Source organism: Aldersonia kunmingensis (assembly GCF_001646865.1).
GTDB lineage: Bacteria > Actinomycetota > Actinomycetes > Mycobacteriales > Mycobacteriaceae > Aldersonia > Aldersonia kunmingensis.
In genome coordinates this window covers 1-13,745 of record NZ_LRRB01000133.1, presented here as the reverse complement: position 1 = coordinate 13,745, position 13,745 = coordinate 1, and the positions used below count along the sequence as shown (strand labels likewise).

Below are 13,745 nucleotides of genomic sequence, written 5' to 3'. Positions count from 1 at the left end.
CGTCACGATCAGCAGCGTCGGGCCGGCGACCGGAGCCAGGCACCGCAGGGTCCCCGAGAGGCTGCCGCGCCTGCCGATGATGCGGCCCGATGATGTCCAGGCGGCGACACATGCCATGAGGACGACGAACAGCACGGAGGCCCACAGTGTTCGGATGACGATGCCGAGGACCGCCGCGAGGGCGGCCAACTGCACGACTGCGCGAATGGACGCCGTGAGAGTGCCGCGTGCGTGCCCGTTGTCGGCGAGGCGGTTGACGACCACGGCGACGACGGCCAGCAGCACGATCACCACGGCAAGCGCGGGTCCGATCCGTAAAACGGCGTCGCCGACAGAATTCACTCGACAATCATCCGACGGCTTGGCTCGCGCCAGCGCTTCTTCAGCGGTCTTCGGCTGTCAGAAGGCTTACGAGTCGGGTCTAGTCGACCCACGCGGGCAATCGACCGGGCACCTGTCGCTGCAACAAGTTCAGGCCGGCATTGATCACGTCCGGGACCAACAGTGCGGCCACCACGCCGATCGCCGCGCCCGCAGCGACGTCCGTCACCCAGTGGACGCCGAGGTAGAGACGAGTCCCGGCGACCATCGCGGTGATCAGCACAGCCATCACAATCGCCAAGCGGCGAACCTCGCGGCGGGCACCGACCGTCGCGACGATGGCCGTCGTGAATGCCAGTGCACTGGTTCCGGTGGCATGGCCGGACGGAAACGAATGCGTAATTTCTTCGGTGGCAAGGTGATACGCCATCGGTGGCCGGGGGCGTGACACGATCAGCTTGAGGGTCTCGGTGACGACCCCCGCCGACACAACGGCTGCCAGAACTGTGACCGCGCGGTACGCCGTTCGATCGCGACACGCAAGGACGACCGCAATGACGATGGTCCACATCGTGACAAGTTCGGGGCCGAACAACTCGGAGATCACGTGGACGTGAGGTGTGAGGGCGTCGCTCCGGTTCGCGAAGACCCAGTCCATCACGGCCTGGTCCACGTTGAATGGAGCACCGTTGTAGGCCAACGCCAACGCGACTATGCCGACAGCGGACAGCACGAGCCCCGCCCAGATCCATCGGCCCCAAAGCAACGACATGGGAGCGATGTCTAGCCGGTCATCCTTAACGAACGCTGAGGAACTTGGTTGTCAGCTAGCGGAATTGGCGTTCGAGCCGACGGCAGCGGCGAGATCGGCGTAGCCACCCGCACGCAGTTTCGCGGCGATACCGCGATGAATTCGCCTCGCCCAGAACGGTCCGCCATAGATGAACCCGGTGTAGCCCTGCAGCAGCGACGCGCCGGCCTGGATTCGTTCCCATGCCTGATCGACAGTCTCGATACCGCCGACCGAAATGAGCACCACTCGGTCGCCGACCCTGGCGTGCAACCGGCGCAGCACCTGCAGTGAACGCTCGGCGACTGGTGCGCCCGACAGGCCGCCGGCACCCATCTCCTCGACGTCGGCGGCGGGGGTATTCAGTCCCTCTCGCGTGATCGTGGTGTTGGTGGCCACGATCCCGGCCAAACCCAACTCGACCGCGAGGTCGGCGACCGCATCGACGTCCTCGTCGGACAGGTCTGGGGCAATCTTCACCAGAACCGGAACATGCGCAACCGCGAGAACCGCTTGCAGCAGCGGGCGCAGCGACTCGACCGCCTGCAGATCGCGCAATCCGGGCGTGTTCGGGGAGCTGACATTGACGACGAGGAAATCCGATAGCGGCCCGAGCAGCTTCGCGCTCGTCTCGTAATCGGTGGGGGCGTCGGCGGCCTCGACCACCTTTGTCTTGCCGATGTTCGCGCCCACCGGCACGCCGGGGCGCCGGTGGCGGAGGTTGTTAGCGGCATTGCCCGCGCCGAGATTGTTGAAGCCCATCCGGTTGATCAGCGCGCGATCGGCGGGCAGCCGGAACAATCGCGGCGCCGGATTGCCCGGCTGTGCCTGCGCGGTGACCGTGCCGACCTCGGCGTAGCCGAACCCGAGCGGCGTCCAGGTGTCCACGCCGTCGGCGTTCTTGTCGAAACCGGCGGCGAGGCCGAGCGGTGCGGGGAAGTCGACCCCGAACACGCGATTCGCGAGGATCGGGTCGCGGACCACGAGCAGTTTCGTGGCCAACCAGCGCAGCGGAGCGAGCGATCCGACGATCCGCATCGCCGTGAACGCGAGGTGGTGAACGCGTTCGGGCGGCAGCAGGAACATCAGCCGCAGAAGAATCTGGTACATCTGCCTCAGAATGCTGGTTCGGTCGCAGGCGTCGCGGTTTTGCGGCGCTTGAGCAGGACACGGCGACTGCCGTCGTTGTAGAGCCGGACGCGGGACAGTTCCCAGCCGCCGAACTCCGCCTGAATGGCGAGCCGCATCGATGCCGTCACCCGGGTGACATCGGGAGGAAGGCGAAGCGGGACGTACTCGTAGTCGTCATTCGCGTCGCCGACTTCCCAGCCGGCGGGCAACTTTGTGCGGCGACTCGACATCATCGTCCTCCCTGAGAACTGCTCGCCGGGATCGTCTGCAAGCCGTCTCCGGCCGCCGATCCCACGAGCAGATCGCCAGTGCGCTCGTCCACGGCCAGGGAGTTCGGCTGCCGAACCGTGGCGTAGCGCGCGGTCTCCTCGGGGATGCCGGAGGACAGGTCGTAGCCGACAACCTCGTTGGTCGCTGTCGACGTCAACCAGACAATTCCCGATCGGTTGTCGACTGCCACCGCGTAGGGCGACGAGCCTACCGGGAATCGCTGGTGCAGGACGAGAGGTTCGGCAGTGAAAGAAAGCAATTCCCCGTCGGTTGTGTCGGTGACAACCAGGCGCCCGAGGTCGTCGCCGACGATGTTGGTCGCACCGTCGCCGGCGCGCAGCGCCAATCCCAGCGAATCGTCGTCGAGGTTGATCTCGGTCACCGAGGACTGGCGCCGGTCCAGTGCCACCAAGGAATCGCCCGTCACCGCGAGCGCGTCCGCCGAAACCAGTCCGTCGATCACAGTGGTTGAACCAGACGCCGGATCTATCAAGCGGACTTCGCCGTTCGAGGTTCCGACCGCGAGCGAATCGTCCGGTGCCCACGTCGCTGAGACCGCATCGCCGCCGGTCGAGACCTCCTGGGTGGCGCCGTCGGCAAGGTTCACGCGGAACACCCGGTCGCCGGCCGGGACAAGGGCTTCACCAGCGCGGCCCGCGGACAGCCCCTTGGCAGGGGCTGGGAGGGCGACCTGCCGGATCGGAGCCGCTGCGTCGCCGGTACCAGCCAACAGCAGCGTGGATCGGTCCGCGCCGAGCATGGCGACAACGCCGGAGTCGGCGTCGAGGGTGAGGAAATCGATGGTGCTGCCGACCTGGCGGACGGCGCCCGGCAGATCGGAGCGGGCCGGCGGTGACACAGCCGGTGTGGCCGGATCGATGGTCGGCACATCCCCCGCGGGGCCGTCGGAACAGGCCGTGAGCAGCGGACCAGCCGCCAGTACGAGTGCGGCAGTGGTGACCGCCGTCAGCCTCGGCAGCGACGAGCGCATCCGACTCCCACTTCCTCTCCGACCTGTGGATTCCCGCTATATATCTGACCATGCCGCGGATCGCGGACCTGCATCGGTCGGCGCTCGTGTCGCAGGGCTCACTACCGTTGGTTACCGTGTAGTAAGAACCTCGGTACCACTAATCGGCAGATTCGGAGATACGCGTGGTGACAGAGTCCGGGGACCCGGTCGTGGGCGAAAGTGACCCGCCGGCAACGGAAAGCGACGATCCCTCCCGTACCGTCCGGCGGTCCGCGCGCGTCGCGCACACCCCTCGGGAATTCCTCATCGAGGACGTCTCGGCGGGTCCCTACGCCCACGGGTTCGGCATCGCCGCGGACGGTCGGCCCTTCGCGTTCAACGTGGTTCGTTCGCTGCTATCGGTCGAGTTGTATCGCGAAGACCTTCCGGCAGATGTGGTTCCCGATCGCGCGGACATCGTCGCGACGGCAACAGCGCGGGTCACCGATATCGACCTCGATGATGAGCGCAGTATCGTCGCTCTCGTGCGAGACATGATTCCCTCCGCAGTGCCGGTTCACCGCGCCGACGCAGCAGAAACCACCATCGTCCGGGCGCTGCTCGGCCGAATGAGTTGGTGACGGTGCGCACTGGCGGGCGCGCCGCCACCGTTGGCGCCGCCCTGTCCCGGGCACTGCCGATCGTCGCAGCGGTGCTGCTCGTGGGTGCCTGCGGATCCGAGATCGACGAGAGTGCTGTCGAAGCGGCGCGGTCCTCGGCGAACGCCGCGGTGTCGGCTGCGGCCGCGACGAGTTCGGCGCTTGCCGCTGCGCCCAAGGCGCTTCCGACCGCCGCGGAGCTCGACGCCAAGATCAAGGGTGCGCTCAACCCCGATCTGCCCGACGATGCCCGGGTTTCGCTCATCGAGAACGGCGAAGCGTTCCGGTCGAGCATCCCGGACCTGTATCGCGCATTGAAGGAGCACCCGAACGCGGTGTACGAGATCGTCGATCCGATCTTCGACAATCACGACGGCACCCTCACCGCGACCGCCCGGCTCGACAAGGACGGCACCGGCGATGCGGTGCGCACCGCCAACATCCACTTCGTCCTCATCGACGATGAATGGAAGATCTCCCGCATCGACCTGTGCGGGATCCTGCGAACCGCCGACTATCACAGCCAGGCCTGCGGCTAGCGGAACGGAAGACGCGCACCGATGTTCGCCACGCTCGGCCGAGTGGTCTACCGCCGCCGCCATCTCGTCATCGCGATTCTGCTCGCCGTCGTCGCGATCGGCGGACTGTTCGGTCGTGATCTCGCCGACCACCTCAGCCAGGAGGGCTGGTTCGACGACACCTCGGAGTCGGCGATCGCAGCAAGGCTGGCGGACAACACGTTTGGCCGCGACACCGACGCCGACGTCATCGTGCTCTACACGACTCCCGACGGCACTACGGTCGACGATCCGGCGATCACGGAACGCATGCGCGCGCATTTCGCCAAGCTGCGGGCCGAGTATCCCGATCAGATCCAGAAGATCGACAGCTACTGGGATGGCGCGCTGACCTCCGGGTTCGCGGACGAGTCGGGCCGGCACGCATTCGCCAGCATTGGACTACGGGGCGAGGGCACCGCCACCGTGGACAACTTCGAGGCGATCGAGGACGCCCTCGCCGTCGACGGCATGACCGTGCAACTCGCTGGGCTGCAGCCGATCGTCGACCAGATCAACGAGGGCATGCAGAGCGATATCCACCGCGCCGAACTCATCGCGCTACCGCTGGTGGCGATCCTGCTGTTTTTCGTCTTCGGCGGCGTGGTCGCGGCATTGCTTCCGGTGCTGATCGGCGTGATGACGATCCTCGGGGCGCAGGGCATCATGCGCGTCATCGCGGCGGGAATCGAGGTGAACGCGTTCGCCAGCGCGGTCGTCACCCTGGTCAGTCTGGGACTCGCGATCGACTACGGCCTGTTCACGGTCACCCGTTTCCGCGAGGAGATCGCTGCGGGGCGCAGTGTCGAACAGGCGGTGGTCACCACCGTCGAACGCGCCGGCCGCACGGTTGTGTTCTCTGCCGCGATCATCGCGGTCAGCCTCGCCGCGCTGTTCATCTACCCGCACGGCGTGCTGCGCTCGGTCCCGTACGGCGCGATCAGCGCAGTCGTGCTCGCCGCGGTGCTGTCCACCACGATGCTCCCGGCGGTGCTCGGCATTATCGGCACACGAATCGATGCGCTGAGCTGGCATCGCTTCTCCCGCACCAAGACCCCGGAGGAACTGGACGCGGGATATTTCTCGCGCGTCGCCCTGTCGGCGATGCGCCGGCCCGTCCTGGTCGCGGTACCGCTGCTGCTGGTGTTGCTCGCGCTTATCCTGCCGATCCGCAATATCGACTTCGGTGGCCTGTCCGAGCGCTACCTCGCACCCCAGAACCCAGCTCGTGTCGCGCAGCAGGACTTCGACGCGACATTCCCGCAATTCCGTACCGAGCCGATCCGCCTCGTCGTGATCGGCGCCGACAACACGCAAATCGGTGACATTCGCGCGGCGGCCAGCGCGGCTCCGGGGCTGACCGGGCCGTTCGAACCGAGCACGCCGACCCGGGACGGGATCAATGTCCTCGACGCCGGTCTCATCGATCAGGACGATGCCGGTCCGACGATCGAGGCGCTCCGTGATCTGCGTGCGCCGCCGGGAGTGCTCATGATGGTGGCGGGTGTCCCCGCGCTGGAGTACGACAGCATCGAGGGCCTGATAGACGGGTTGCCGTTGCTGCTGGCAATCCTGGTGGTGTCGTCGTTCCTGTTGCTGTTCGCCGCATTCGGCTCCGCCGTGCTCGCGATCAAGGCGATCGCGGTGAGCGCGCTGAGTCTCGGCGCGACGCTGGGAGTGCTGACCTGGTTGTTCGTCGACGGCCATGTCTCCGAAACGTTCGGGTTCACGCCCGGACCGCTCATGTTCGCGGTGCTCGTACTGATCGTCACCGTCGTGTTCGGGCTGTCCACCGACTACGAGGTGTTCCTGCTCTCGCGCATGGTCGAGGCGCGCGCGAAGGGCGCCGACACCCCGGAGGCAATCCGGTTCGGCATCGCCCGCACGGGCGGGGTGATCAGCGCGGCGGCCGCGATCCTTGTCGTGGTCACCGGCGCGTTCGCGTTCTCGGATCTGGTGCTGATGAAGTACATCGCGCTGGGCATGATTTTCGCCCTCGTCCTCGATGCGACCGTGCTGCGTCTGTGGCTGGTGCCTGCGGTGATGAAGCTGCTCGGTGACTTGTGCTGGTGGCCGGGCATCGGCCAATCGCGGCGCGGCTCAGCCGGTGTCGCGTCAGCGGCGGGGGAGAACGAGCAGCGCCCCGGTGACCGGGTGGGCGATGACCTCCACCGGGTGGGCGTAGACCCGGCTGAGTAGCTCGGTCGTACACACGTCGCGCGGGGGACCGTCGGCCGCGACGCGCCCGCCCTCGAGGACCGCGACCCGGTCGGCATAGGCCGCGGCGAGGCCGAGGTCGTGCAGGACCACCACGACCGCTGCGCCGTCCGCCGCCCGGGCACGGGCGATCTGCATGACGGTCTCTTGATGGCCGAGATCCAGTGCGGCCGTGGGCTCATCGAGCAGCAGCGTTGCGGTGTCCTGGGCGAGCACCCGAGCCAATGCGACCCTGGCCCGCTCACCGCCCGACAGCGTGGGGAACGAGCGTTCGCGAAACGCGGTCACATCGCAGTCGGCCATGGCCGCTTCGATCCGGCGCTCGTCGTCATCGGCGCGTCCGGTCCGCGCCCACGGTGCCCGTCCCATCGCCACGATCTCGCGGGCGGTGAACGGGAACCCGACGGCGTGGCTCTGCGGCAGCACCGCGCGGCGCTGCGCCATTTGCACCGGCGTCCAGTGCCCTAGGGGTTGCCCGTCGATTTCGACGCTGCCGCTCGCTGCCGGGAGTTCGCCCGCGAGTGCCGCGAGCAGCGTGGACTTTCCAGCACCGTTGGGTCCGACGAGCGCGACTACTTCGCCTGCGGTGGCGTGGAAGTCGACGTTCGACAGCACTTCGGTGCCACGGCGATGCACGGTGAGATCGCGGGCGCGCAGGGTCACGGCACCGGATTCCGTGGGCGCCGGCTCGGGCAGGCGGCGCGCAAAGGTGTCGCGCAGCCGGGTGAGGATGGTCTCCGCCTCGGCCATCAGCCCCACCCGCCCTGGCTCGCCCGGGTCCGTCGCAGCAGCCAGAAGAAGAACGGTCCGCCGATCAACGAGGTCAACATGCCCAGTGGCAGATCGGCATTCGGCACCAGCGTCCGCGCGCACACGTCGGCGAGCAACAGCACGATAGCGCCACCCAGCGCGCTCGCCGGAATGAGCGTGCGATGCGCGGGACCGATCAGCATGCGCATGACATGCGGCACAACGAGACCGACGAACAGGATGATGCCGGTGAACGCGACGCTTGCGGCCGTCAGCACCGCGACGATAACGATCGCGACCTGTCGCAGCCGCTCGACATCGACTCCGAGGTGCCGGGCCGGGCCCTCCCCGAGGGCGAGTAGATCCAGGCGCGGCGCGATCGCCTGCGCAGCAACGACACCGAGTATCGCCATCGGCGCGACCACCGCCACTGCCTGCCAGGTGGCGCCATTGAGGCTGCCGAGCTGCCAGAACACCACCTGATCGCGCGCGGCCGGTTCGGCCACGAACACGAACAACGCGATGAGGCCGCCGGCGAATGCATTGATCGCGATGCCGGTCAGCACCAGCGTGACGACCTCGGTTCGGCCCTCGGACCTCGCGAGCAGGTAGACGAGCGCGGTGGTGAACAGACCCGCGACGAACGCGGCGGCAGCCACCGACCAGCTCGCGACGAACGCGCCGCCGATCACGATCACCGCGCTCGCGCCGACCGCGGCGCCCGCCGACACACCGACAACACCGGGTTCGGCGAGCGGGTTGGCGAACACGCCCTGCAGCAGTGCGCCCGAGCAGCCGAGACCGGCGCCGACCACGATCCCCAGGGCAACGCGCGGGAAGCGCACCTCCCACAACGTCACATCCCCTGCGGGATGCGACGGCATCGGCCCGAGATCGATCCCGATCCGGTGCAGCACACTGCCGAGCACCTCGGCCGGTGTGGTTGGAATCTGGCCGAGGCACGCGGCGATCACGGCCACCACGATCAGCGCGACCGTGAGCGCGGCCAGCACGATGGCGGGCCGGCGAAGGCGCGCGCCGCGTTCCGGCACGACGGTCGTCATCGCGCGCGCTCCCGCGCGACGGTCGTCACTGCGCCTGCTGCGGATAGATCGCCTCGGAAAGTGCCGCGAGCACGTGGCCGGTATTGGGCCCGAAGCTCAGCAGCACGCTGTCGTCCATGTCGACGACGCGCTGGTTGCGGCCCGCCGGGGTCTGCGCGATACCGGGGATCTTCTCCAAGCCCGCTACGCCGCCAATGGATTCCAGGCCGTCGGTCATGGTGAGCAGGAGATCGGGTGCGGCCGCGATCATCGCCTCGCTGGTGATCGGCACGAACGGCTGGGTGAGTCCGGACGCCGTGCCGGCGTCGATTGCGCCGAGCGCTTCGATGAGCGAATCCGCGCCGGAACCGGGCCCGGCCAGCATCGTGATCGCGGTGCCGCGCAGGTATACGAACGCGATGCGCAGCTTCTCCGAGGCTTGCGGGACGCCCGCGGTCGCCGCATCGATCTCGCTCTGTGTCCGCTGCGCCAATGCGGCGCCCTGCTCGGGCACGCCAAGTGCGTTTGCGACCGCGGTGATCTGAGGAGTCACGCCGGCCATCGTGCGGTTCGGATCGAAGTAGACGACCGGCACACCGGCGGCGCGCAACTGATCCTGGACGGCCTTGGGGCCGATCGTCGTGTCGGTGAGAAACACCGTCGGCTGCAGCGCGAGAATCGCCTCGGCGTTGAGCGAGTTGCCGCCCGGAGTCACGTTCGGCACGTCCTCGACAGCGGGGAATGCCGCGGCGGTGCTGCGGCCGACGAGGTTGTCGCCGAGCCCGAGCGCGTACACAGTCTGCGCGAGCGTGCCGTACCGATCGGCGGCCACGATCCGGCTCGCATCGGTGATCGTGACATCGGCGCCGTCGAGGCTGCGCACCGTTACCGGCAGGGTCGTGGCCGGGTTCTGCGCCACCGGAACCGGATCGAGCGAATCGAGCGTTGCGGTGGTGTGGCCGCTGTGCGCAGACCCTGTCGCCGCCGACTCGTCGGAACCGCATCCCGCCAGCAGGGCGACCGCAGTCACCGTCGCAGTGAGCACTCCCAGCAGGCGTAGACGTCGGCGCATGAAGGTAAGGCTAATGAAGGAGTCCCGGGCGCTCGTGCTCCTGTCACGCACCGAGCGGATTCGGCGAGCTCACGTCGTCGAGCGCGGCGGAGATCGCACGTGGCAGTTCGAGTTCCTCGGCGAGCAGGATTCCGGTGAGCTGGGCGCTGTCGCGGGCCCCGACAATCGCGCTTGCGACGCCGGGCCGGTCCCGGATCCACGCCAACGCCACTGCGAGTGGTGAGGTGGCCAGCCCGTCCGCGGCGGTGACTACGGCCTCGACCACGCGGGTCGCCCGGTTGTCCAGGTAGGCGCCAATTTCGTCGACACGGTCGTCGTCGGCACCGCGGGAATCGACGGGCACCCCGTCGCGGTACTTGCCGGTGAGGATGCCGCCGGCCAGTGGGGCAGCGGCGAACAGCCCGATGCCGTGGTGCTGTGCCGCCGGCAGGAACTCGGTCTCAGCGCCGCGTTCGAGCAGCGAATACTCGGCCTGACCGGCGACTGGCTCGGCGTGCCCGCGCGAGACGCCTGCGAGGGTGGCGAGCTGCCAGCCGAGGTAGCCGCGGGCACCGACGTAGCGGGCACGGCCGCTTGTCACCGCGAATTCGAGCGTGGCGGCGACCTCATCGATCGGGGTGGCCGGATCCCAGGTCGCCACATTCCAGATGTCGAGGTGATCGGTGTCGAGCGCGCGCAGCGTGGCGTCGAGCTGGTGCAGCAGCGCCCGGCGGGAGCAGTCGACCTGCTCGGACTCTTCCTTGGCAGGGTTGATGCCCGAGCACGCACTGATCACCAAGGCGTCGCGCGGCACCACATCGCCGATCAGTTCGGCCAGGATCTTCTGTGCGGCGCCATCGGTGTAGTCCGGTGACGAGTCCACCAGCGTCCCACCGGCATCGACGAACGCCGAAAGCTGCGCGGCGGCCTCGTCGCCGTCGGTTTCTCGGCCCCAGCTCGCGGTGCCGAGACCGATCCGGGACACCCGCAGCCCGCTGCTGCCAACCGTTCGCTGCTTCATCACCGCGTCAGAGTAGTAGCCGTATGCGCATGACGCGGGTCCAGCGCGCCGCGCGTCGGCATGTCGTGACATGCGTCTCGCCAATCCGTGATCACGAGCGGATGGCCGTATCGCGACGGCGTGTCGGCGGCCATTTGCTCGTGATCACCGCGGACCCGCGGCGAAAGATTTGGCAGGTAACCTCGCGCGGGTGAATTACGCGGTGTGGGCGACCAATTGGGATGAACGGGCCGAAGCGGGCCCCGAGCACGCGGCTCGCGGCGAGTCGCGCCGTGCTCCGAGGCGTGCCCGGTGATCGAGTCGATGACCTGGGCCCAGGCGATCATCCTCGGAATCGTCCAAGGGCTCACCGAGTTTCTGCCGGTCTCGTCCTCGGGGCACCTGCGGATCGTCTCCGAGGTGTTCTTCGGCGACGATGCGGGTGCGTCGTTCACCGCGGTCACCCAGCTCGGCACCGAAGCCGCCGTACTGCTGTACTTCGCCCGCGATATCGGCCGGATCGTGATGGCCTGGTTCCGTGGCCTGCGGGACGCGACCCAGCGCGGACTCGATTACCGCATCGGGTGGTACGTGATCATCGCCACCATTCCGATCGGCGTCTTCGGGTTCGTCTTCAAGGACGCGATCCGCACGGCGGCGCGGAACTTGTGGCTGATCTCGGCGATGCTCATCGTGTTCGCGATCGTGATTGCGCTCGCCGAGCATTTCGGTCCCAAGCAGCGCCCGATCGAGCAACTGACCACCCGCGATGGCCTGGCCATGGGCTTCGCGCAGTGCTTGGCCCTGGTTCCGGGCGTGTCCAGGTCGGGAGCGACCGCGAGTGCCGGCTTGTTCCTCGGGCTCACCCGTGAGGCCGCGGTGCGGTTCTCGTTCCTGCTCGCGATCCCGGCGGTGACGGCCTCGGGCCTGTTCAGCCTGCCCGACGCCTTCGAACCGGCCGGTGAAGGCCTGTCCGCGTCCGGCGCCCAGATCGCGGTCGCGACGCTGATCGCCTTCGTGATCGGCTATGCGGCGATCGCGTGGCTGCTCAAGTTCGTGGTGAACCACTCGCTGTACTGGTTCGTCGGTTACCGGATCATCCTCGGCCTGGTGGTGATGGGTCTGCTCGCGGGCGGAGTGGTCTCGGCGACGTAATCGGTGAGCGGCGTTTTCGTGAGGTCGCGGAACGCCGCTGCGGAGCGGGCGCGGCTGCACACCGCTTAGGCTGGCAGCCATGACCGTGATCCTGCTGCGGCACGGCGTGTCGACGTCCAATGTGGCGCGCACGCTGGCTGGTCGCTCACCCGGTGTCGAGCTTGATCCACGCGGTCAGGAACAGGCACTCGCGGTGGCGGAGCGGCTCTCGGCGCTGCCGATCGAGGCGATTGTGCGGTCTCCGCTGCTCCGCTGTGAGCAGACCGTCGCTCCGCTCGCCGAGAAGTGCGGCCTGACGCCGGTGATCGAGGATCGGCTCGCCGAGGTCGACTACGGCGACTGGACCGGGCGTGAGCTCAAGGAACTGCTCGAGGAACCGCTGTGGAAGGTCGTGCAGCGGCACGCGTCGGGCGCGGTGTTTCCCGGCGGTGAGGGCCTCGCAGACGTACAGGTCCGCGCGATCGCCGCGATTCGCGAACACGAGCGACGACTGGCCGCCGAATACGACCGCGACGTGCTGTGGGTCGCCTGCACGCACGGCGACGTGATCAAATCCGTGCTCGCCGATGCGCTCGGTATCCACCTCGACGGATTCCAGCGCATCGTCGCCGAGCCTGCCTCGATCAGCGTGGTCCGCTACAGCCCGACCTCGCCGTTCGTGTGGCGGATCAACGACACCGGCACCGATCTCACCGCGCTCGTGCCGAAACCGAAGTCAGCCCACGAGCAGACGGAGGCTGTGCCCGGTGGTGAGGTGAACACTCCGGCGAGCGGGGATAATGGATCGGTGGACCCCGGCGTGCCGGCGGTGCGCTAACGGTTCGGACTGGTCAGTGACTACGCAGATTCGGGAGGTGGAAGTTGCCCCGCGCGATACACGTGTTCCGCACTCCTGATCGGTTTATCGCAGGCACGGTTGGCGAGCCTGGCGATCGCTCGTTCTACCTGCAGGCGGTCCATGAGGCCAGGGTGGTGAGCGTGTCACTCGAAAAGCAGCAGGTGCAGGTACTCGCCGACCGGATGGGACTCCTCCTCGAGGAAGTGCACCGGCGCTTCGGCACCGCCATCCCGCCGGAGCAGGAAGCGGTGGACACCAGCCCGCTGCAGATGCCGGTGGACGTCGAGTTCCGGGTCGGCACGATGGGGCTCGGCTGGGACGCGGAGTCCGAGGCAGTCGTCGTGGAATTGCTCGCCGTCACCGACGCGGAAGTCGACGAGTCGGTCGTACTCGACGACACCGAGGAGGGACCCGACGCAGTGCGTGTGTTCCTCACGCCGATCCAGGCGCGGGAATTCACCACACGTACCGAGCGAGTTGTCTCGGCCGGTCGTCCACCGTGCCCACTGTGCGGCGAACCGTTGTCCGCCCAGGGACACATGTGCGTGCGAACGAACGGCTACCGCCGCGGCGAGCTGTTCAACGCCGCCGAGGAGTTCGGCGACGAAACGTGACGGCCCTTCCCGACGACCCCGCGACCGGCGACGGCGAGCTGCTCACCTGTGGTGAGCTGCAGATCATCGGCCGGATCAGCACGGCCAGCAACGTCACGCTTGTCGCCGAGTCCGTGCTCGGCGACCGCTCGATGCGCTGCGTGTACAAGCCGATCAAGGGTGAGCGCCCGCTGTGGGACTTCCCGGACGGCACGCTCGCGGGCCGTGAGGTTGCGGCGTACCTGGTGTCGGACGCGCTCGGTTGGAACGTGATTCCCGAGACGATCCTGCGGGATGGGCCGCTCGGGCCGGGGATGGTGCAGCGCTGGGTGGACTCGGTGGACAACCACACCGACGACGGTGACCGGCTCGACCTGATCGACATCGTGCCCACCGGCTCGGTGCCGAAGGCTTCCGC

The 13,745-nt window shown here is 67.9% G+C and carries 16 protein-coding genes; 7 read left to right on the top strand and 9 right to left on the bottom strand.

Annotation, left to right across the window (positions count from 1 at the left end; all coding sequences use genetic code 11):
* From A8G08_RS10510 to A8G08_RS10490, 5 genes are all read right to left on the bottom strand, one after another.
* On the bottom strand, window positions 1-342 hold a 342-nt coding region (locus A8G08_RS10510; RefSeq protein WP_187344456.1), incomplete at its 3' end, for an ABC transporter permease.
* Between the two features lie 79 nt (window positions 343-421).
* Window positions 422-1,093: a phosphatase PAP2 family protein gene (locus A8G08_RS10505; RefSeq protein ID WP_068273487.1), complete on the bottom strand. Its 672-nt coding sequence runs from the start codon at window positions 1,091-1,093 to the stop codon at window positions 422-424.
* A 51-nt stretch (window positions 1,094-1,144) separates the two neighbouring features.
* Window positions 1,145-2,221, bottom strand: a complete 1,077-nt coding sequence (locus A8G08_RS10500; protein WP_068273485.1) for a quinone-dependent dihydroorotate dehydrogenase — start codon at window positions 2,219-2,221, stop codon at window positions 1,145-1,147.
* A gap of 5 nt (window positions 2,222-2,226) precedes the next feature.
* Window positions 2,227-2,472 carry a DUF5703 family protein gene (locus tag A8G08_RS10495; RefSeq protein WP_068273497.1) on the bottom strand — a complete coding sequence of 82 codons (246 nt, stop codon included), beginning with the start codon at window positions 2,470-2,472 and terminating at the stop codon, window positions 2,227-2,229.
* Window positions 2,472-3,503 (bottom strand): NHL repeat-containing protein, encoded by a 1,032-nt coding sequence (locus A8G08_RS10490; protein WP_068273483.1) that lies wholly within the window; start codon window positions 3,501-3,503, stop codon window positions 2,472-2,474. Before A8G08_RS10490 ends, A8G08_RS10495 begins: the two co-directional genes overlap by 1 nt.
* A gap of 167 nt (window positions 3,504-3,670) precedes the next feature.
* Between A8G08_RS10490 and A8G08_RS10485 the strand changes: the two genes are divergently transcribed.
* Genes A8G08_RS10485 through A8G08_RS10475 form a run of 3 tightly spaced genes read left to right on the top strand, consistent with a single transcriptional unit; the run spans window position 3,671 to window position 6,879 of the window.
* Window positions 3,671-4,105, top strand: a complete 435-nt coding sequence (locus A8G08_RS10485) for a hypothetical protein (RefSeq protein WP_342669643.1) — start codon at window positions 3,671-3,673, stop codon at window positions 4,103-4,105.
* Entirely contained in the window at window positions 4,102-4,662 is a 561-nt protein-coding gene (locus tag A8G08_RS10480) for a WKL family lipoprotein (protein ID WP_245672766.1), read from the top strand. The genes A8G08_RS10485 and A8G08_RS10480 overlap by 4 nt, the downstream gene beginning before the upstream one ends.
* A gap of 21 nt (window positions 4,663-4,683) precedes the next feature.
* The gene (locus A8G08_RS10475; RefSeq protein ID WP_068273481.1) at window positions 4,684-6,879 is read left to right on the top strand and encodes an MMPL family transporter; all 2,196 of its coding nucleotides are present in this window, start codon (window positions 4,684-4,686) and stop codon (window positions 6,877-6,879) included.
* Here A8G08_RS10475 and A8G08_RS10470 read toward each other — a convergent pair.
* Genes A8G08_RS10470 through A8G08_RS10455 form a run of 4 tightly spaced genes read right to left on the bottom strand, consistent with a single transcriptional unit; the run spans window position 6,796 to window position 10,762 of the window.
* Window positions 6,796-7,647: a heme ABC transporter ATP-binding protein gene (locus A8G08_RS10470; RefSeq protein WP_068273491.1), complete on the bottom strand. Its 852-nt coding sequence runs from the start codon at window positions 7,645-7,647 to the stop codon at window positions 6,796-6,798. The two genes, A8G08_RS10475 and A8G08_RS10470, sit on opposite strands and share 84 nt — an antisense overlap.
* On the bottom strand, window positions 7,647-8,711 hold the full coding sequence (locus A8G08_RS10465) for a FecCD family ABC transporter permease (RefSeq protein ID WP_068273478.1): 1,065 nt from the start codon (window positions 8,709-8,711) through the stop codon (window positions 7,647-7,649). Before A8G08_RS10465 ends, A8G08_RS10470 begins: the two co-directional genes overlap by 1 nt.
* Window positions 8,712-8,736: 25 nt before the next feature.
* Window positions 8,737-9,762 carry a heme/hemin ABC transporter substrate-binding protein gene (locus tag A8G08_RS10460; protein ID WP_068273477.1) on the bottom strand — a complete coding sequence of 342 codons (1,026 nt, stop codon included), beginning with the start codon at window positions 9,760-9,762 and terminating at the stop codon, window positions 8,737-8,739.
* 43 nt (window positions 9,763-9,805) lie between these two features.
* On the bottom strand, window positions 9,806-10,762 hold the full coding sequence (locus A8G08_RS10455; RefSeq protein WP_068273476.1) for an aldo/keto reductase: 957 nt from the start codon (window positions 10,760-10,762) through the stop codon (window positions 9,806-9,808).
* A 291-nt stretch (window positions 10,763-11,053) separates the two neighbouring features.
* On the opposite strand from A8G08_RS10455, the gene A8G08_RS10450 reads away from it, so the two are divergent.
* The 4 genes from A8G08_RS10450 to A8G08_RS10435 all read left to right on the top strand — a co-directional run.
* On the top strand, window positions 11,054-11,896 hold the full coding sequence (locus A8G08_RS10450) for an undecaprenyl-diphosphate phosphatase (protein WP_187344455.1): 843 nt from the start codon (window positions 11,054-11,056) through the stop codon (window positions 11,894-11,896).
* A 79-nt stretch (window positions 11,897-11,975) separates the two neighbouring features.
* A complete protein-coding gene (locus A8G08_RS10445) occupies window positions 11,976-12,713 on the top strand; it encodes a histidine phosphatase family protein (RefSeq protein ID WP_068273475.1) in 738 nt (245 codons plus the stop codon).
* A gap of 44 nt (window positions 12,714-12,757) precedes the next feature.
* Window positions 12,758-13,348, top strand: a complete 591-nt coding sequence (locus tag A8G08_RS10440) for a DUF3090 domain-containing protein (RefSeq protein ID WP_068273473.1) — start codon at window positions 12,758-12,760, stop codon at window positions 13,346-13,348.
* Window positions 13,345-13,745, top strand: a 401-nt coding sequence (locus A8G08_RS10435) for a protein kinase family protein (protein WP_483757010.1), incomplete at its 3' end; no start/stop codon positions are given. The genes A8G08_RS10440 and A8G08_RS10435, both read left to right, overlap by 4 nt.